The sequence below is a fragment of the Endozoicomonas gorgoniicola genome (assembly GCF_025562715.2).
Lineage (GTDB): Bacteria > Pseudomonadota > Gammaproteobacteria > Pseudomonadales > Endozoicomonadaceae > Endozoicomonas_A > Endozoicomonas_A gorgoniicola.
On sequence record NZ_JAPFCC010000001.1, the window covers coordinates 2,443,396 to 2,460,571 of the forward strand.

Genomic DNA, 17,176 nt, shown 5'->3' on the forward strand with positions numbered 1-17,176 from the left:
GGCTTTTTTTTGTCCGCCTTTCAGGCAGGTGTATAAACGCACTGAAAATGATTGATGGTCAGGCTTCTAGGAGCCTGACCGAGAATAGCTTAGGCAGTCCTCCTAAAGGTTTCGCAAAATTCAAAATGAGCAAAAAACAACCACTTTTTGAGGTTGATTTGCTCATTTTTGCCAATTTACAGCTTTTCTTTACCTTTATGCCGCTTTTTCAACCTTTTTTAAATCCTCAAGACGGAGTGACCCCGTTAAAGCTTTCTTCACAATTTTTTTGAAATTATGCACTGTGCATACCAGTGAAAACTCTGCTTCCACTTTCTCTTTCCCGCGCAGACTGAAACTCCTGAATCCAGAGTTTTTTATCTGACCAAACGGCGGTTCCGCTATTACTTTGCGACGTTCGTATACCGCTTTCGCTTCGCTTGTTTCCATTTTTTTATTCATGGCTTGTCGTGCAGTTTCAAACTTGTCTGTGCGAATTACCTTGCCTGCACTTTTCTTGGAGCCACTGCATCTGGAGCGGTAAGCGCACTCTCGGCATACTTCCTTGTTTGCCCGGTAGCCTTTCCTCTTAGCTTTACTGGCTGGATTGGTAACCAATTTTTCCCCAGCCGGACAGATGAAGACGTCAGCTTCAATATTGTATGTAAAATCCGCTTTGACAAATTTTCGATCAGTATTTTCAAGGTCCGTAACAGCCGGTTTTTCTTCCTTGTCAGTAGCGATATAACCGTCTATTCCATGTTTATCCAAGGTGTGCAGATTTGGCCCTGAAAAATAGCCGTTGTCCATACTCCATTTATCCACAGCCGCGCCATCGGTAGATTCTGACAAAGCCTGAAGAGCAGGCTCTACTTCCTGTACGTCGTTGGCGCGTTGACTGATGTGTTGGCCGACAATGATCTGGTGATCCGCATCTACATTAATTTGAGCATTGTAGCTGTATTCGCAGTACCCCTTCTTGCTCATCATCCGGGCATCATGGTCTGCAAAGCTAATCTGTTTCTTGTCGTCTATTGGCTCGTCCGGATTGAGGGCTTTCTCACGCTCTTCCAGTGCTTTTTTAGCAGCCTTAATTTTCTTCAGCCGTTCTTCTTTAAACAGGAGGTCTTCAGGAATACTGTAGCCATTGGTTTCTTTGTAGGCGTCGTCTTCTTCCTGATCGCACTGGCTGGCTTTTTTGATCAGTTCATCAACCTCAGCGCTGAGTTCTGCCTCTTTGGCTTTAAGCCGGCCGTAGCTCATGGCCTTATGCTTTGAACTGTTGGCTTTGAATTTCGAACCATCCAGGCTGATATGCCCAAGCGATGCCAGTTTCAGCTCCATCGCCAGCTTGACGGACTGTTTGAAACAGTCATGAAAAAACGACAGGTTGTTTTTGCGGAAGTCCCCCAGGACCCGAAAGTTTGGGCAATTCATCTGAGAGATGTACATGAATGCCAAGTCCTGCCGACACCGTTTTTCTATTTCACGGGAGCTGAATACACCATGACTGTAGGCGTAGATCAGGATACCTACGATCAGCTTGGGTGGGTAGGCATGCTGTCCAAGGTGATGGTACTGCTTTTCAACTTCCGAGGTATCAATGTTCTGGAAGATGGTCTCATAGATGTAGCAGTCATGATCTTTGGGAAGAAGATCAAAGATGTTGGTTGGAAACAGCAGGTGCTGGTCGAACTCAACAGGGCTATCCTTGAATTTTGGTGGTGGCGACATCAGGCTTCATCAGGGCTGCGTTTTGAACGCTATTATATCAGATAAATCCTATTCTCGGTCAGGCTCCTAGTTATCAGAGAGCTGTTGGTGGTTCTTCGAACGAGCCTCATCTATAAGCTGATCAAGCGAATCTGGAGGGTTACCATTGCTTAACATTTTCTCAAAAACCGCATATGCGTCATTTTTAGTGTTGTATGCACGCTTAGTTTTTTCGTCATTAACCCAGACATAAATTATCAATTTGCTTTTTAAATCAAAACGAAAAAACAAACGATACTGCTGGAAAAACTTCGCCCTGAACCAATGTTTATAATCGATGCCTAAAGTTGCCCCCTGGCGGTACTCTGGACGGCCTGGATCTTCCGGTATCACCGTGAATGCCAGTTTTCTTATGGCTGCAAGTCTTTTAGTCGCATTTTTTTTTCTGTACGTGTCTGGATGCTTTTCCTTTAGAGTTTTTACTTCCTGTATCAGTGCTTCAACCTGATCACTAAACAAAGGATGGAAAAGTATTGTCCAACCATTAATGACTTGGCACTCCATAACTACTCCTCATCAGACAGGGGTTCATCAAGATCTATCTCTGTGTCACCAATCAGGTCATCGATTCGAGTTACAAGCTCGGGTGTCAGTGCTTTCAGCGTGGCAGGGTTGTCTCGTGCATCCTGGGCCAACAGATTCAAAAATGCCCCAACAACATGATCTTCGGAATCAACTACTGCTTTTGACATCACAACGCTGCCGTCTCCATGAATGGAGTATTTGATTTTTTCCCGTTTACCTACCCCAAGCGCCTTCCTTACTATTTCGGGTACGGTTGTCTGATACCGGTCAGTCAAGGTGGATTCTGTCTCTAAACGTCGTGTCATTGCTTTCTCCTTTAATCATTAGCACTACTCAATAAAAAGTAATGCACTTGCATTACCTTGTCAACCGCTGGCAGAAGTTGGTGGGGGTTGCGGGAGCGGACAGCGGAAAAAATGGATACGATTCAAGTCATAGTGCTGCCCTTTCTGCGACTGGACGTTATCTTTGAAGTGATTATGTGGGGAGAGCTGGTGAGTGGCGCGCTGTCCGGTATCAGTGCGATGCTTTGTATTCACTTTTTTCTGGGTATGATCAGCCGTATGGGGTTGATGCCTGGGTATTCCAGCGCATTCGACCTTCAAAGGCAGGTAGCAGGCGTTGTTTTATCCATGCCCTGAGTACGCCGCCCTGCTATGCAGCTGTATGACTTCCTCGAAAACGCCAGATGCTACAAACGTATACGCCTGCTTCGTTGGCCTGATGCTGTAATTGGTCAATGGAGCCTTTTATCCTGCAGGAACAATATTGGATCAAGGTCAAAACGATCGACCAGTTTCCGGATCTGTTTCAGGTTCAGGGTGCGCTTACCATTGAGGATTTCTGAAACCACACCCTGACTACCGATTTCTGGTAAATCGGACTGCTTCAGGCTGTGCTGGCGCATCAGAATTTTCAGTAAGGCTGTTACCCCGTCACCCTGATCCCACTGGCTGAGTATGGGGTGCATGCGATATTCGTAAGCTTCAACCTGGCGGGTCATCATGTTCAGAAGGTGGTTTCTGGGATCGTCCGGGTTGTCTCCGATGGCGATTAACAGGGCTTCAGTGTTTGCCTGGGCTTGTTGATATTCTTCCTCATTATTGATGCCTTCCAGACAGGAGGCTATTTCCAGTAGTCTGCTGAAGCACTGGGTCAGTTCTGCCAGTGTTTCCGGGTTCTGAAGATTCATAGCTTACCTCCTTTTTGGCAGCGCCTGGTGATTTGGTCATACTCTTTATGGTCAACAATGTGTTTTATGAACAGCTTTTAGTTGAGGAAGTAAATGATTCCTATCAATCGCATGTGGTTGCCTGAAATATCGATGACATAGACATCTTTGTCGTAGCGAAAGCGTTCCGTTGTCTTGAACACTTTTTTCAGCTGGTGAATATCCGAAAAGTACCCCTTGTGCAGAGTTTGGTAGGTTTCCATTATTGCACTGGCATACCTTGGATGTTTTTCTGCTGCTTCTACAAACTTTCTCTGAAGCTATTCCTTTTCAAACACACCGGCTCCACGATGACCAGCCTGCTTTTTTTGAAGTGGAGTTTGTGCTTGAAGGCAGGGATTATAAGTACCGTCTTGAACTGACACCATCAGCTGTTATTCACGAATCGCTCCATGTCAAAACCAGCCATCTGTACAGCTACCTTTTTATCAGGGAACGGGAGGGAGATAGTTACAGTTACCGGCAAAAAGGGTTTGATTTTAAAAAGACGCTGGCGGAAAAAGTCAGGGGGAATGCCTCTGTAATACCCGCAGCCCAGGTTCATGATTCTGCTGAAGCCGGGCAGTTTATTCGGTTCTTTGATTCGTTTGTCTCGAATATATATATCTTTGGGAAGCGTCATTATAACGATCGGGACTTGTTAGAGAGCGCACAGTTTTTTGACCAGTCTGAACGTTATCATGGACTCACCAACCAGCTTATTTGCCAATTGGATTTAGGCCTTTCTGCCATAGAACTGAATGAGGCCAGTAGCGTTAATGAAAAGGGGGAAGAGGAGAAAATCATTGGGTGAAAGTCTCATATTGACTCTCTTTTCAGGGTCTACAGCCCAATAAGTATGCAGTAGCAACAAATTTCCCTGCCCAGCAAGGGTAACGGCCAAACACCGCTATGATGTTTACTGATAAAACGACACCATATTAGTGAGAGGCCGCCCCGATGGAAGTATGTCAGCCACTGACTGAAGTCGCCAATTTTTCCTGTCATGCAATTCAGCAGCTTGATCATAAACTGGCAGCTCTGCGCGAACAGTACGACCCCATTCAACACTTTGAAGACTATGAAGGTGAAGTTCACAAGATTTTTGCTCAGGCAGAGCGAGGTGTTCTGGAAGAAGACTTATCCGGACTTGATGTTGACACCCCGGTCATTGAAGTCAACGGCACCTGTTACCATCGAGTATTGCGAAGTTCAGAAACCTATCAGACTGTTGCCGGTTCTATCAAAGTTCCACGAACGCTCTACCGCAACGGTCAGGATCGCTGCATCGTCCCGCTGGAACTCCGGGCGGGTATTGTCGAGGGATACTGGACACCAAGGGCGGCAAAGCAAGCTGTCTGGATGGTCGCTCAAATGCCACCGGGCGACGTGAAGAACCTGCTTGATCTGATGGGCAATATGTCGCCTTCGGAAAGTTCTCTGGCTCGACTCCCGAAGAAGTTTAACAATCAATGGGAGCCAAACAGGGAAGCCTTTGAGGGTATCCTCTGGGAAAGCGTTAAAGTTCCAGAAAAGGCGGTGACTGTGGCAGCGTCCCTCGACGGTGTTATGCTGCCAATGAAAGACGGCAAGCGTAAGGAAAAACGCGAACAAAATAAAAGTGACGGTAAGCGAACCCGTGGTCCAGCCGGTTGTCAGGAGGCCAGTTGTGGAACATTGTCGTTTTACGATACTCAGGGTGAACGCCTGTCAACAGTCAGAATCGGGCGTATGCCCGAAAGTAAAAAAGTAACTTTGAAGAACTCACTCTCTGAACTGCTGGATGAAGCCCTTCGGCAAAAGCCTGACCTGACTCTGGTTAAAGTGGCTGACGGAGCGAAAGACAACTGGACTTTCCTTGCCAATGAACTCCCGGAAGGCCACGAGATCGTAGACTTTTACCATGCTGCAGAACACCTGAAGAAGGCATTTGATCTGTCCTATGGAGAAAACAGTGCTAAATCCAAAGAAAAATTCACCACCTATCGCCACATTCTAAAGGAAGAGTTTGAAGGGGTTGAGAGAGTGATCAAGGCACTGGTCTACCAGTACAAGCGACATCCTCGACGATCAAAGCTGAAAACAGAGCTGGAATATTTCAGGAACAATCGCGCTCGTATGCAATACGCTGAACACTTGTCACAGAATCTGCCGATAGGTTCGGGAGTCATTGAGGCTGCTTGCAAAACCTTGGTTACGCGGCGTATGAAGTGCTCGGGCATGCGTTGGCGACTTCCGGGAGGTCAAGGGATTCTGACTCTTAGGTCATTAATCCAGAGCAAGCTGTTCGACAATGGTTGGAAGCTGCTGGCAGTGACTTATTGCTGTAAGGTTACGAAAACAGGAGTAAATAATGTCATCCCGTTCCCTTCGCAGAAGACAGAATGATAGTACCAGTCAATATGAGACTTTCACCCAAATCATTATCCCCTGGGGGATTCATCAGGACGGCGAAGCTTCGTTTAAGCTGCCTTTTTTTGAGGAGTCCAGTGGTACTAAATCAGCTTACGTTCTGTTGAGGACGATCATTCCGGTTTTGGAAAATGGCGGTATTGCGGTGCTGGATGAAATCGACAGTGACCTCCATCTGCATATGCTGGTTAAGCTGATTGAGCTGTTTAAGTACCCGCACACTAACCCCCATAATGCTCAGCTGCTGTTTAGCGGACTAGCCCGCCCGGCGGGCACACAACCCAGAGTAACTCTTAGCTGCCAACCTCAATTCTTCGTCCTACGATAAGGAAGGAGGCATATCCGAGCCAGAGACCGAACGCACACTGGTGCTCTTGCCCGAAGTTTAGCGTGGTCGGGAGGCTGGCGACCGCATCACTGATGACGCCTGGCGATCTCGTTCAGAAGACTGCATATGATCGACAGCCCCATACCCGGATATGCCTTCGTTCAGTAGTGTAGGAACGCAGTCATGAAACACAACCCAAATCCGGCTAAAGTTCAAAAGCGGATATCTGGCCATCTAAAAACCGTGAACCTCTATGCTGCAGGCATTGATATTGGTTCAGAGTTCCACTTTGTTGCTGTCCCTAAAGAGCTCGATGAACAGTCGGTTCGGTCTTTTGCCTGCTTTACCTCTGATCTCGAAATGATGACTCAATGGCTCGTGAAAATCGGAATTACGACCGTGGTCATGGAGTCTACCGGAATCTATTGGATTCCCGCTTTCGAAATGCTTGAAGAGCACGGCCTTGACGTCAAACTGGTGAATGCTCGTCATGTTAAAAACGTCCCTGGTCGTAAAAGTGATGTGCAGGACTGTCAGTGGTTACAACAACTGCATACTCATGGCCTGCTTGAGGGAGCTTTTCGCCCTGAAGATCAGGTGTGTGCCTTGCGTGCCTATATGCGTCAGCGTGAAACCCTGATCCGTTACCGGGCGTCGCACATACAGCACATGCAGAAAGCTTTACGGCAAATGAACCTGTTGTTGGACAATGTCGTTGCGGATATCACTGGCAAAACGGGGATGGGTATCATTCTCTCCATTCTCGCGGGAGAGCGTGACCCAGAGGTACTGGCCAAACACCGGGACTCTCATTGTAAAAAATCAGAGAAAGTCATTGCTAAGTCACTGCATGGGCATTACCGGGTGGAACACCTATTTGCCTTAAAGCAGTCTGTTGAGCTTTATGATTTTTACGAAAAGCAAATTGAAGCTTGTGACAAGGCATTGGAAGACCAGTTGAACCAGTTTGATGATAAGTCCGAGAGTATCTCTCTGCCTGCAAAACGCAAATCAGCCAGCGCCCCTGCTTTTGATGTAAGAACTCACCTTTACCGGGTGACAGGGGTAGATCTGACATCGATTGAGGGAATAGAGGAAAATACCGCCCTGAAGGTAGTTTCTGAAATTGGTACAGACATGAGTCGCTGGCCGACAGTGAAGCACTTTTGTTCCTGGCTGGGACTGAGCCCGGGAAACAAGATATCAGGAGGCAAAGTGTTGAGCAGCAAGACCAAAAGAATCCCTAACCGGGCCGCTTCTGCTCTGCGTATGGCTGCACTGACTCTGGTGAGTTCGAAAAGTGCGCTGGGAGCCTATTATCGTCGAATGAGAAGTAAGCTGGGGGCACCAAAAGCGATTACAGCGACTGCACATAAACTTGCCCGGCTGATTTACAGCATGCTGAAAAACGGCTCAGAGTACGTAGATAGAGGTCAGGATTACTACGAGGAGCAATACCGTGACCGAGTCATTAAAAACATGAGAAAGCGCGCTGAAGACATGGGTTACAAACTGGTCGAAATTGAAACAGCCTCACCATCTTGACTCTATGCAAATAACTAGTCCCGAAGGAGTTACTCAGAAGTTGCCACTCCCATGAGATATTGAACCTGTTTCGCAAGCATCAGGTGTTTCTGACCGAAAAAGACGGGCTTTACAGTGATGTGTGGCGTCTGGATAGCATGCAGGGTCTGCGAGCAGACGATAACCTTTATGCCAAGTATCAGGCGGGTGCGTTCGGGGCAGTGCCCAACCTATGAACAGGAGAAAACAACTTCCAGTCAGGCCTGCAAAGCTTTACTTCATTCCCGGTTGAGTGGTCACCCTGCTGAGAAAAGAAGTTATGCTGAGCTGTTTCCCAAGCCTGTTCTTGATAATACACGGAAACAGCAAATTGCTGATTTGCGGGTTTTGATTTCTAATGACTGATTTTTATGTGAACGTCAAATGCACGAAGTCACAAAGGTTTTCTTTCGTTTTTTTCTTTATGGGCGCTTCGCAACCTGATTCCAACTGCCCTGTATGCTACGTTGACAGGTTTTGATTTGCAGGGCTCGTTCGCAAAACACAGACCACACCTGCCCAATAGTTAGAATGGAATTTTAATGATCAAAAAATGCCTTTTCCCCGCCGCTGGTTACGGAACCCGTTTCCTGCCAGCGACTAAATCCATGCCTAAAGAGATGATGCCTATCGTCAGCAAGCCGCTGATCGAATACGGCGTTGAAGAAGCTCTGCAGGCTGGTATGAACGACATCTGTATTGTAACCGGTCGTGGCAAGCGTGCTCTGGAAGATCACTTCGACGCCAACTTCGAGCTGGAACACCAGATTTCCGGTACGTCCAAGGAAGAGTTACTGAATGGCATTCGTAGCATTATTGATGAGTGTACATTCTCCTATACCCGTCAGCGTGAAATGAAAGGTCTGGGTCATGCGATCCTGAGTGGTCAGACCCTGGTGGGCGACCAGCCTTTCGGTGTGGTACTGGCCGATGACCTGTGCATCAACGATGTAGGCGAAGGTGTTCTGGCGCAGATGGCGCAGCTTTACAAGCAGTTCCGTTGCAGCATTGTGGCGGTAATGGAAGTGCCGGAAGATGAAGTTCATAAATACGGTGTTATTGCCGGTCAGGCGATTTCCGATGATCTGATCCGTGTTGAGAACATGGTTGAAAAACCCGCCACAGAAGACGCGCCAAGCAACCTGGCCATCATTGGTCGCTATATTCTGACTCCGGATATCTTTGACCTGATTGCCGACACCCAGCCGGGTGCAGGCGGTGAAATCCAGATCACCGATGCGCTGCTGGCTCAGGCTCAGCGTGGGTGTGTTCTGGCTTATAAGTTTAAGGGGAAGCGGTTTGATTGTGGGAGTATTGAAGGTTTTATCGAAGCGACGAATTATTGTTATGACAGGCTCGCGTAGCGAGCTTTTTTTCGTGGCCCGAAGCCCGAAGCCCGAAGCCCGAGAGTCATTTTTAACCTTTATTTTAATCAACCATTTATAGACGTAGTTAAAGCTTCCTGCACTTAATTCTGTCCACCCACATAACCTAAACGTTCATGGCCGGTAACTGGCCACCCCGAAGCATGAAAATATTGAAGCCTTCATCCAGACTTGGAGTGGGCGGCAAGGCCTGATCATGGTCGACAAATTTTTCAGAGGCTTTTGACCCTGAACCTAAACTGACCTGGACGGATCGCTCGTACCCCTAATCGTTTCCCGCCTTACGACGTTGAACGGATAGTAAAAAGACCTCTGCTGATCCTCGGCTTATGGCCCACGATCAATCCATCAGACCTTGCCATCTTCCATGATCCATAGGGAGATTAGTCTGATGCAGTCAATTTTGAAATGTTGTGCTGGCCTCGATGTTCACAAGATGATGGTCATGGCGACTGTTCAGACCGAAGATGAAAACGGCGAAATCAAAGAGATCACTCAGTCGTTCAAGACGTATCGACGTGAACGCAGGAAGCTTCGCGACTTCCTGGTGAAACATCAGGTTGAGCTCGTAGTCATGGAAAGTACTGGCGTTTACTGGAAATGCGTTCACGAAACTCTGATTAAAGCAGGCCTCAAGGTCTGGGTTGTCAATGCCCGTCACGTCAAGAATGTGCCCGGTCGCAAGACTGATGTCCAGGACAGTCAGTGGCTGGCAACACTGGGTCGGTGTGGTTTGCTTCGCCCCAGCTTTGTACCGCCCCCTGATATCGAGCAGCTGAGGTTGCTGTTTCGCCGTCGTCAGAAACTGGTGGGGCAGCTTGCCGGTGAAAAGACCCGTCTGCATAAAGTTCTGGACGATGCCGGCATCCGTCTCGGTGGTGTAGTGAGTGACATACATGGCAAGTCCGCACAGGAAATGATTCAGGGACTGATTGACGGCCTGCCTCCGCAAGAGCTGGTGAAGTTTGCCCGTGGCAAGCTGAAGAGCAAAACCAAAGAGTTATTCGACAGCATGGAAGGCTCGCTGTCTTCAGCACATCTGACAGTGCTTAAGAGCATCCGGAAACATATTCAGTATCTGGATGATGAGGTTGCCGAATTGGATGCGGGAATACGCAATATTGTACAAACTCAGTACCGGGAACCCTGGCAGCTATTGCAAACCCTTCCGGGAGTCGATGAGATCGCAGCAGCAGGGTTGATTGCTGAGATCGGTGATGACATGAGTGCCTTTGGCAGCCGGGAGTCTCTGGCATCCTGGGCAGGCCTATGTCCGGGCAACAATGAAAGTGCCGGTAAGCGTAAGAGTGGTAAAACTCGTAAGGGCAACCAGTCCTTACGACGGCTGATGTGTGAGATCAGTCAGGCAGCTGTAAAGACCAAAAGCCAGTTCAAAGGCAAACATCAAAGCCTGACCATTCGCCGTGGATATAAGCGCAGCATCATTGCCATCGGACATAAAATGTTGCGGGTGATCTACTGCATCCTCACCAGGCTTACGCCCTACAAGGATCCAGAGATTGATTACGAAGCACTGACGGTTCACAGGAATGCACCGCGCTGGTTACAGATGCTCCAGAAATATAATTATCTGCCAGCTTTAACTAAAGAATAAAAGCTCATCAGAGGCTGCGAGTAAGAACCTTGCCTGTCGGTGAGGATGGAGTGCTTTGCGAGTTCGGAGCACTATTTTCATAGTAAACGTTCATGGCCGGTAACTGGCCACCCCGAAGCATGAAAATATTGAAGCCTTCATCCAGACTTGGAGTGGGCGGCAAGGCCTGATCATGGTCGACAAATTTTTCAGAGGCTTTTGACCCTGAACCTAAACTGACCTGGACGGATCGCTCGTACCCCTAATCGTTTCCCGCCTTACGACGTTGAACGGATAGTAAAAAGACCTCTGCTGATCCTCGGCTTATGGCCCACGATCAATCCATCAGACCTTGCCATCTTCCATGATCCATAGGGAGATTAGTCTGATGCAGTCAATTTTGAAATGTTGTGCTGGCCTCGATGTTCACAAGATGATGGTCATGGCGACTGTTCAGACCGAAGATGAAAACGGCGAAATCAAAGAGATCACTCAGTCGTTCAAGACGTATCGACGTGAACGCAGGAAGCTTCGCGACTTCCTGGTGAAACATCAGGTTGAGCTCGTAGTCATGGAAAGTACTGGCGTTTACTGGAAATGCGTTCACGAAACTCTGATTAAAGCAGGCCTCAAGGTCTGGGTTGTCAATGCCCGTCACGTCAAGAATGTGCCCGGTCGCAAGACTGATGTCCAGGACAGTCAGTGGCTGGCAACACTGGGTCGGTGTGGTTTGCTTCGCCCCAGCTTTGTACCGCCCCCTGATATCGAGCAGCTGAGGTTGCTGTTTCGCCGTCGTCAGAAACTGGTGGGGCAGCTTGCCGGTGAAAAGACCCGTCTGCATAAAGTTCTGGACGATGCCGGCATCCGTCTCGGTGGTGTAGTGAGTGACATACATGGCAAGTCCGCACAGGAAATGATTCAGGGACTGATTGACGGCCTGCCTCCGCAAGAGCTGGTGAAGTTTGCCCGTGGCAAGCTGAAGAGCAAAACCAAAGAGTTATTCGACAGCATGGAAGGCTCGCTGTCTTCAGCACATCTGACAGTGCTTAAGAGCATCCGGAAACATATTCAGTATCTGGATGATGAGGTTGCCGAATTGGATGCGGGAATACGCAATATTGTACAAACTCAGTACCGGGAACCCTGGCAGCTATTGCAAACCCTTCCGGGAGTCGATGAGATCGCAGCAGCAGGGTTGATTGCTGAGATCGGTGATGACATGAGTGCCTTTGGCAGCCGGGAGTCTCTGGCATCCTGGGCAGGCCTATGTCCGGGCAACAATGAAAGTGCCGGTAAGCGTAAGAGTGGTAAAACTCGTAAGGGCAACCAGTCCTTACGACGGCTGATGTGTGAGATCAGTCAGGCAGCTGTAAAGACCAAAAGCCAGTTCAAAGGCAAACATCAAAGCCTGACCATTCGCCGTGGATATAAGCGCAGCATCATTGCCATCGGACATAAAATGTTGCGGGTGATCTACTGCATCCTCACCAGGCTTACGCCCTACAAGGATCCAGAGATTGATTACGAAGCACTGACGGTTCACAGGAATGCACCGCGCTGGTTACAGATGCTCCAGAAATATAATTATCTGCCAGCTTTAACTAAAGAATAAAAGCTCATCAGAGGCTGCGAGTAAGAACCTTGCCTGTCGGTGAGGATGGAGTGCTTTGCGAGTTCGGAGCACTATTTTCATAGTAAACGTTCATGGCCGGTAACTGGCCACCCCGAAGCATGAAAATATTGAAGCCTTCATCCAGACTTGGAGTGGGCGGCAAGGCCTGATCATGGTCGACAAATTTTTCAGAGGCTTTTGACCCTGAACCTAAACTGACCTGGACGGATCGCTCGTACCCCTAATCGTTTCCCGCCTTACGACGTTGAACGGATAGTAAAAAGACCTCTGCTGATCCTCGGCTTATGGCCCACGATCAATCCATCAGACCTTGCCATCTTCCATGATCCATAGGGAGATTAGTCTGATGCAGTCAATTTTGAAATGTTGTGCTGGCCTCGATGTTCACAAGATGATGGTCATGGCGACTGTTCAGACCGAAGATGAAAACGGCGAAATCAAAGAGATCACTCAGTCGTTCAAGACGTATCGACGTGAACGCAGGAAGCTTCGCGACTTCCTGGTGAAACATCAGGTTGAGCTCGTAGTCATGGAAAGTACTGGCGTTTACTGGAAATGCGTTCACGAAACTCTGATTAAAGCAGGCCTCAAGGTCTGGGTTGTCAATGCCCGTCACGTCAAGAATGTGCCCGGTCGCAAGACTGATGTCCAGGACAGTCAGTGGCTGGCAACACTGGGTCGGTGTGGTTTGCTTCGCCCCAGCTTTGTACCGCCCCCTGATATCGAGCAGCTGAGGTTGCTGTTTCGCCGTCGTCAGAAACTGGTGGGGCAGCTTGCCGGTGAAAAGACCCGTCTGCATAAAGTTCTGGACGATGCCGGCATCCGTCTCGGTGGTGTAGTGAGTGACATACATGGCAAGTCCGCACAGGAAATGATTCAGGGACTGATTGACGGCCTGCCTCCGCAAGAGCTGGTGAAGTTTGCCCGTGGCAAGCTGAAGAGCAAAACCAAAGAGTTATTCGACAGCATGGAAGGCTCGCTGTCTTCAGCACATCTGACAGTGCTTAAGAGCATCCGGAAACATATTCAGTATCTGGATGATGAGGTTGCCGAATTGGATGCGGGAATACGCAATATTGTACAAACTCAGTACCGGGAACCCTGGCAGCTATTGCAAACCCTTCCGGGAGTCGATGAGATCGCAGCAGCAGGGTTGATTGCTGAGATCGGTGATGACATGAGTGCCTTTGGCAGCCGGGAGTCTCTGGCATCCTGGGCAGGCCTATGTCCGGGCAACAATGAAAGTGCCGGTAAGCGTAAGAGTGGTAAAACTCGTAAGGGCAACCAGTCCTTACGACGGCTGATGTGTGAGATCAGTCAGGCAGCTGTAAAGACCAAAAGCCAGTTCAAAGGCAAACATCAAAGCCTGACCATTCGCCGTGGATATAAGCGCAGCATCATTGCCATCGGACATAAAATGTTGCGGGTGATCTACTGCATCCTCACCAGGCTTACGCCCTACAAGGATCCAGAGATTGATTACGAAGCACTGACGGTTCACAGGAATGCACCGCGCTGGTTACAGATGCTCCAGAAATATAATTATCTGCCAGCTTTAACTAAAGAATAAAAGCTCATCAGAGGCTGCGAGTAAGAACCTTGCCTGTCGGTGAGGATGGAGTGCTTTGCGAGTTCGGAGCACTATTTTCATAGTAAAACGGGCTACGGGCTACGGGCTACGGGCTACGGGTCACGGGCTACGGACTACGGACTACGGACTACGGACTACGGACAACGGGAAGCAAAAAAAAACATGGATATCATTCAAATCATCGCCCTGTCCCTAATCCAGGGCATCACCGAATTCCTGCCGATCTCCAGCTCGGCACACCTCATTCTTCCGGCGCAGTTGCTGGACTGGCCGGACCAGGGTATAGCCTTTGATGCGGCGGTACACATTGGAACGCTGGCAGCGGTTATGCTGTATTTCCGCAAGGATATCTGGTTGCTGATCCGCGACTGGACGTTATCTCTGGCGGGTAAGGGTACAACCCAACACAGTAAAATGGCCTGGTATGTAGGACTTGCTACTTTTCCAGCGGTTATCTTTGGTTTCTGGATGAAAGCCGCTGGTGTTGACAAAATGCTGCGTTCGACCACGGTGATTATGATCACCACACTCCTGTTCGGTGCGTTGATGGGTGTGGCGGATTATTTTGGCAAGCGCAAAATTCCTCTGGAAAAGATCAACCTGAAAACAGCTATGATGATTGGTTTTGCTCAGGCGGTTTCTCTGATTCCGGGGACATCCCGTTCCGGTATCACCATTACTGCTGCGTTGATGCTGGGATTCAAGCGTGAAGCAGCTTCACGCTTTTCCTTTCTGATGTCGATTCCGGTGACTTTGGGTGCCAGCCCGCTGGTTATCCTTGACCTGATTAAATCCACGGAAGTGATTATGTGGGGTGAACTGGTGAGTGGTGCGCTGCTATCCGGCGTCAGTGCGATGCTTTGCATTCACTTCTTTCTGGGTATGATCAGCCGCATGGGGTTGATGCCGTTTGTCGTGTATCGACTTGGCCTTGGGTTACTATTACTTTATTTTATCTGACCTGAATTAATCTGTTTTTTTAGAAAAGCCAGTCTCTGTTTTTTTACGGAGACTGGCTTTTTTTTGCTTTGACAAAGCACATTTCGAGTATTACTTTTGGTATTACATATCAAGGTTTGGAGGTGCTATATGAACACAAGCTCGCTCACGAGCAAAGGGCAAGTGACCATTCCCAGTGCTTTAAGAGAAAAATTCCTACTGCAACCTGGCGATAAGGTGTTGTTTGAAGTCATTGATGACAACCTCGTTATCAAGCCGCTGAAAAAAGGCATTGACAGCCTTGCGGGTTGCTTTGCCGACGATATTGGCGACCGCACAGCAACTCTGGAGGATATGGAGCAGGCTATTCAGGCAGGCTATACCGACTCCTTGCAGTCGGACTCTCCACAACAAAAAAGCGGCACCCGCAATGACAGGGATTGATACCAACATACTGGTTCGTTATCTAACAGCAGATGACCCGGCTCAATATAAGCAGGCGTTGCAGTTATTAGAATCATCGCCGTTGGTTTACATTAGCCCGATAGTCTGGGTAGAGACAGTCTGGGTGCTTACTCATTTTTACGGTATCAGTAGAAAGCGGCAGTGCGACAAGTTGATTGAACTGCTCGATATTGAAACCTTTCGGGTCGACAGTTCAACAGCAATAGCCAATGCCATCAAGTCCTATCGAAAAGGGTATGATTTTGCCGATGCCATGATAGGGCAACACAATGCCCTTCAGTGTGAAACCACCTGGACCTTTGATAAAAAAGCAGCCCGACTTCCGGAATTCACCCGGCTCAAATAGCAATGGTTGGCTCTTTATACGCCTGCTTCGTTGGCCTGATGCTGTAATTGGTCAATGGAGCCTTTTATCCTGCAGGAACAATATTGGATCAAGGTCAAAACGATCGACCAGTTTCCGGATCTGTTTCAGGTTCAGGGTGCGCTTACCGTTGAGGATTTCTGAAACCACACCCTGCTACCGATTTCTGGTAAATCGGACTGCTTCAGGCTGTGTTGGCGCATCAGAATTTTCAGTAAGGCTGTTACCCCGTCACCCTGATCCCACTGGCTGAGTATGGGGTGCATGCGATATTCGTAGGCATCAACCTGATGGGTCATCATGTTTAGAAGGTGGTTTCTGGGATCGTCCGGGTTGTCTCCGATGGCGATTAACAGGGCTTCAGTGTTTGCCAGGGCCTGTTGATATTCTTCCTCATTATTGATGCCTTCCAGACAGGGGGCTATTTCCAGTAGTCTGCTGAAGCACTGGGTCAGTTCTGCCAGTGTTTTCGGGTTCTGAAGATTCATAGCTTATACCCGTCATTCAGCACTTAATCTGATAATTTCCCTAAGCCATCTAAAATGTAGAAAATTTTCAGAATGAGCATACCTGAATTCAGGTTTTTGTACTTTTGTACTTTTGTGCTTTTATACTTTTGTTCTAGTATTATACGCTTCGCAATTACTAGTCTGAAGTTCAGATTCTTTTCCTTCCTGCCAAGTAAAGAAATCATCTGACAGAGAAGCCTTTCTGACACCTTGTCAGTTGCGTTGATTGCAATTAAATCCATATAAAATGTCGAACACGCCCCGATAGTGCGGGCTTTAGTGTCGGCGTTTCAAGTCTGTGTTGCGGTAATCACCTATGTCCGACGGGCGGTAGCGTAGCTTCTGAACATAAAACTGCTTACTGAAACTAATTTCATGAAACTGTCTGAAACGTTGAAGGCTCTCAGCCTGGTGGCTGGTTCACTGTTTATTACTGGCTGCGTACTGTGCGTTCCGTAAAAAAAACAGGGTTTTCGGACAGCGCTATGTGCTGAACGAAGCTTTCCTGAACTCCAGTCTCTCTGAGGCCTCCCATAACCAATCCAGAGCGACTGTCGTTTTCACAAATTTCAATGTCCATTGTCTGCTACTGTATGTCAGATGCCCTACAGACCGTACCAGCTTTCTAATCAATGGCCGGATTCCATGTTTTCTCTCTTTCTTCGGCAACCCCCTGTACTGCAAAGCTCTCAGCAAAATCTGTGCAATCTGTCCACAGGCATAAAACGCTTGGTTAGCGTGGAATTTTTTGCAGGGTGGATGATGTAAATCCAGATCAATCAGTGGTTTTTTCTGAGCATTTTCCTGCCCTTGCTTTTCGCGGTGGCGTCTGACCGTAACTTTTCTACAAACCGCTTCAAAATCAGCAATTAAGACACCACTTTTCCCTATTGTTGCCTCCAATTG

At 48.3% G+C, this 17,176-nt stretch carries 20 protein-coding genes; 13 read left to right on the top strand and 7 right to left on the bottom strand.

What is annotated here, in order from left to right; all coding sequences use genetic code 11:
- Positions 1–195: 195 nt before the first annotated feature.
- The 3 genes from NX722_RS11125 to NX722_RS11135 form a co-directional block, all read right to left on the bottom strand.
- Positions 196–1,713 (bottom strand): IS1182 family transposase, encoded by a 1,518-nt coding sequence (locus tag NX722_RS11125; protein WP_262563985.1) that lies wholly within the window; start codon positions 1,711–1,713, stop codon positions 196–198.
- Between the two features lie 66 nt (positions 1,714–1,779).
- A complete protein-coding gene (locus tag NX722_RS11130) occupies positions 1,780–2,256 on the bottom strand; it encodes a type II toxin-antitoxin system YhaV family toxin (RefSeq protein WP_262568036.1) in 477 nt (158 codons plus the stop codon).
- A 2-nt stretch (positions 2,257–2,258) separates the two neighbouring features.
- The gene (locus tag NX722_RS11135) at positions 2,259–2,582 is read right to left on the bottom strand and encodes a type II toxin-antitoxin system PrlF family antitoxin (RefSeq protein ID WP_262568037.1); all 324 of its coding nucleotides are present in this window, start codon (positions 2,580–2,582) and stop codon (positions 2,259–2,261) included.
- Positions 2,583–2,693: 111 nt separating this feature from the next.
- Between NX722_RS11135 and NX722_RS11140 the strand changes: the two genes are divergently transcribed.
- Positions 2,694–2,918 carry a hypothetical protein gene (locus NX722_RS11140; RefSeq protein ID WP_262568038.1) on the top strand — a complete coding sequence of 75 codons (225 nt, stop codon included), beginning with the start codon at positions 2,694–2,696 and terminating at the stop codon, positions 2,916–2,918.
- A gap of 95 nt (positions 2,919–3,013) precedes the next feature.
- Here the strand turns inward: NX722_RS11140 and NX722_RS11145 are convergent, their stop codons facing one another.
- Together NX722_RS11145 and NX722_RS11150 are read right to left on the bottom strand one after the other, a co-directional pair.
- The gene (locus tag NX722_RS11145; protein WP_262568039.1) at positions 3,014–3,469 is read right to left on the bottom strand and encodes a helix-turn-helix domain-containing protein; all 456 of its coding nucleotides are present in this window, start codon (positions 3,467–3,469) and stop codon (positions 3,014–3,016) included.
- A gap of 77 nt (positions 3,470–3,546) precedes the next feature.
- Entirely contained in the window at positions 3,547–3,711 is a 165-nt protein-coding gene (locus NX722_RS11150; protein ID WP_262568040.1) for a type II toxin-antitoxin system HigB family toxin, read from the bottom strand.
- A gap of 17 nt (positions 3,712–3,728) precedes the next feature.
- Here NX722_RS11150 and NX722_RS11155 point away from each other — a divergent pair, with 17 nt between their 5' ends.
- From NX722_RS11155 to NX722_RS11210, 12 genes are all read left to right on the top strand, one after another.
- Positions 3,729–4,301, top strand: coding sequence for an AAA family ATPase (locus tag NX722_RS11155; protein ID WP_265442348.1), 573 nt, complete (start codon positions 3,729–3,731; stop codon positions 4,299–4,301).
- 146 nt (positions 4,302–4,447) lie between these two features.
- Entirely contained in the window at positions 4,448–5,875 is a 1,428-nt protein-coding gene (locus NX722_RS11160; protein ID WP_262567039.1) for a hypothetical protein, read from the top strand.
- Positions 5,841–6,227: an AAA family ATPase gene (locus NX722_RS11165; RefSeq protein WP_262568042.1), complete on the top strand. Its 387-nt coding sequence runs from the start codon at positions 5,841–5,843 to the stop codon at positions 6,225–6,227. The genes NX722_RS11160 and NX722_RS11165 overlap by 35 nt, the downstream gene beginning before the upstream one ends.
- 183 nt (positions 6,228–6,410) lie before the next feature.
- On the top strand, positions 6,411–7,772 hold the full coding sequence (locus NX722_RS11170; protein WP_262563664.1) for an IS110 family RNA-guided transposase: 1,362 nt from the start codon (positions 6,411–6,413) through the stop codon (positions 7,770–7,772).
- Between the two features lie 59 nt (positions 7,773–7,831).
- Positions 7,832–7,987, top strand: coding sequence for a hypothetical protein (locus NX722_RS11175; RefSeq protein WP_262568043.1), 156 nt, complete (start codon positions 7,832–7,834; stop codon positions 7,985–7,987).
- A gap of 345 nt (positions 7,988–8,332) precedes the next feature.
- Positions 8,333–9,154: a UTP--glucose-1-phosphate uridylyltransferase GalU gene (gene galU / locus NX722_RS11180; RefSeq protein ID WP_262568044.1), complete on the top strand. Its 822-nt coding sequence runs from the start codon at positions 8,333–8,335 to the stop codon at positions 9,152–9,154.
- 412 nt (positions 9,155–9,566) lie between these two features.
- Positions 9,567–10,790 carry an IS110 family RNA-guided transposase gene (locus tag NX722_RS11185; RefSeq protein ID WP_262564054.1) on the top strand — a complete coding sequence of 408 codons (1,224 nt, stop codon included), beginning with the start codon at positions 9,567–9,569 and terminating at the stop codon, positions 10,788–10,790.
- 367 nt (positions 10,791–11,157) lie between these two features.
- Positions 11,158–12,381 (top strand): IS110 family RNA-guided transposase, encoded by a 1,224-nt coding sequence (locus NX722_RS11190; RefSeq protein WP_262564054.1) that lies wholly within the window; start codon positions 11,158–11,160, stop codon positions 12,379–12,381.
- Positions 12,382–12,748: 367 nt separating this feature from the next.
- Complete coding sequence (locus NX722_RS11195) at positions 12,749–13,972, top strand: IS110 family RNA-guided transposase (protein WP_262564054.1); 1,224 nt, start codon at positions 12,749–12,751, stop codon at positions 13,970–13,972.
- Between the two features lie 183 nt (positions 13,973–14,155).
- The gene (locus tag NX722_RS11200; RefSeq protein WP_262568045.1) at positions 14,156–14,953 is read left to right on the top strand and encodes an undecaprenyl-diphosphate phosphatase; all 798 of its coding nucleotides are present in this window, start codon (positions 14,156–14,158) and stop codon (positions 14,951–14,953) included.
- Between the two features lie 129 nt (positions 14,954–15,082).
- Positions 15,083–15,376: an AbrB/MazE/SpoVT family DNA-binding domain-containing protein gene (locus tag NX722_RS11205; RefSeq protein WP_262568046.1), complete on the top strand. Its 294-nt coding sequence runs from the start codon at positions 15,083–15,085 to the stop codon at positions 15,374–15,376.
- Positions 15,363–15,743 (top strand): type II toxin-antitoxin system VapC family toxin, encoded by a 381-nt coding sequence (locus NX722_RS11210; protein WP_262568047.1) that lies wholly within the window; start codon positions 15,363–15,365, stop codon positions 15,741–15,743. The genes NX722_RS11205 and NX722_RS11210 overlap by 14 nt, the downstream gene beginning before the upstream one ends.
- A gap of 131 nt (positions 15,744–15,874) precedes the next feature.
- Here NX722_RS11210 and NX722_RS11215 read toward each other — a convergent pair whose 3' ends face one another.
- A complete protein-coding gene (locus NX722_RS11215; RefSeq protein ID WP_262568048.1) occupies positions 15,875–16,249 on the bottom strand; it encodes a hypothetical protein in 375 nt (124 codons plus the stop codon).
- Positions 16,250–16,753: 504 nt separating this feature from the next.
- Positions 16,754–17,173, bottom strand: a complete 420-nt coding sequence (locus tag NX722_RS11220; protein ID WP_262568049.1) for a hypothetical protein — start codon at positions 17,171–17,173, stop codon at positions 16,754–16,756.
- Positions 17,174–17,176 lie beyond the last annotated feature (3 nt).

Excerpts from the sequence above, each read along its gene's own strand:
- NX722_RS11165 (WP_262568042.1), top strand. The coding sequence starts at position 5,841 with ATGTCATCCCGTTCCCTTCGCAGAAGACAGAATGATAGTACCAGTCAA.
- galU (WP_262568044.1), top strand. The coding sequence starts at position 8,333 with ATGATCAAAAAATGCCTTTTCCCCGCCGCTGGTTACGGAACCCGTTTC.
- NX722_RS11195 (WP_262564054.1), top strand. The coding sequence starts at position 12,749 with ATGCAGTCAATTTTGAAATGTTGTGCTGGCCTCGATGTTCACAAGATG.
- NX722_RS11150 (WP_262568040.1), bottom strand. The coding sequence starts at position 3,711 with ATGGAAACCTACCAAACTCTGCACAAGGGGTACTTTTCGGATATTCAC.
- NX722_RS11190 (WP_262564054.1), top strand. The coding sequence starts at position 11,158 with ATGCAGTCAATTTTGAAATGTTGTGCTGGCCTCGATGTTCACAAGATG.
- NX722_RS11145 (WP_262568039.1), bottom strand. The coding sequence starts at position 3,469 with ATGAATCTTCAGAACCCGGAAACACTGGCAGAACTGACCCAGTGCTTC.
- NX722_RS11170 (WP_262563664.1), top strand. The coding sequence starts at position 6,411 with ATGAAACACAACCCAAATCCGGCTAAAGTTCAAAAGCGGATATCTGGC.
- NX722_RS11200 (WP_262568045.1), top strand. The coding sequence starts at position 14,156 with ATGGATATCATTCAAATCATCGCCCTGTCCCTAATCCAGGGCATCACC.
- NX722_RS11135 (WP_262568037.1), bottom strand. The coding sequence starts at position 2,582 with ATGACACGACGTTTAGAGACAGAATCCACCTTGACTGACCGGTATCAG.
- NX722_RS11205 (WP_262568046.1), top strand. The coding sequence starts at position 15,083 with ATGAACACAAGCTCGCTCACGAGCAAAGGGCAAGTGACCATTCCCAGT.
- NX722_RS11125 (WP_262563985.1), bottom strand. The coding sequence starts at position 1,713 with ATGTCGCCACCACCAAAATTCAAGGATAGCCCTGTTGAGTTCGACCAG.
- NX722_RS11210 (WP_262568047.1), top strand. The coding sequence starts at position 15,363 with ATGACAGGGATTGATACCAACATACTGGTTCGTTATCTAACAGCAGAT.
- NX722_RS11160 (WP_262567039.1), top strand. The coding sequence starts at position 4,448 with ATGGAAGTATGTCAGCCACTGACTGAAGTCGCCAATTTTTCCTGTCAT.
- NX722_RS11130 (WP_262568036.1), bottom strand. The coding sequence starts at position 2,256 with ATGGAGTGCCAAGTCATTAATGGTTGGACAATACTTTTCCATCCTTTG.
- NX722_RS11215 (WP_262568048.1), bottom strand. The coding sequence starts at position 16,249 with ATGAATCTTCAGAACCCGAAAACACTGGCAGAACTGACCCAGTGCTTC.
- NX722_RS11140 (WP_262568038.1), top strand. The coding sequence starts at position 2,694 with ATGGATACGATTCAAGTCATAGTGCTGCCCTTTCTGCGACTGGACGTT.
- NX722_RS11185 (WP_262564054.1), top strand. The coding sequence starts at position 9,567 with ATGCAGTCAATTTTGAAATGTTGTGCTGGCCTCGATGTTCACAAGATG.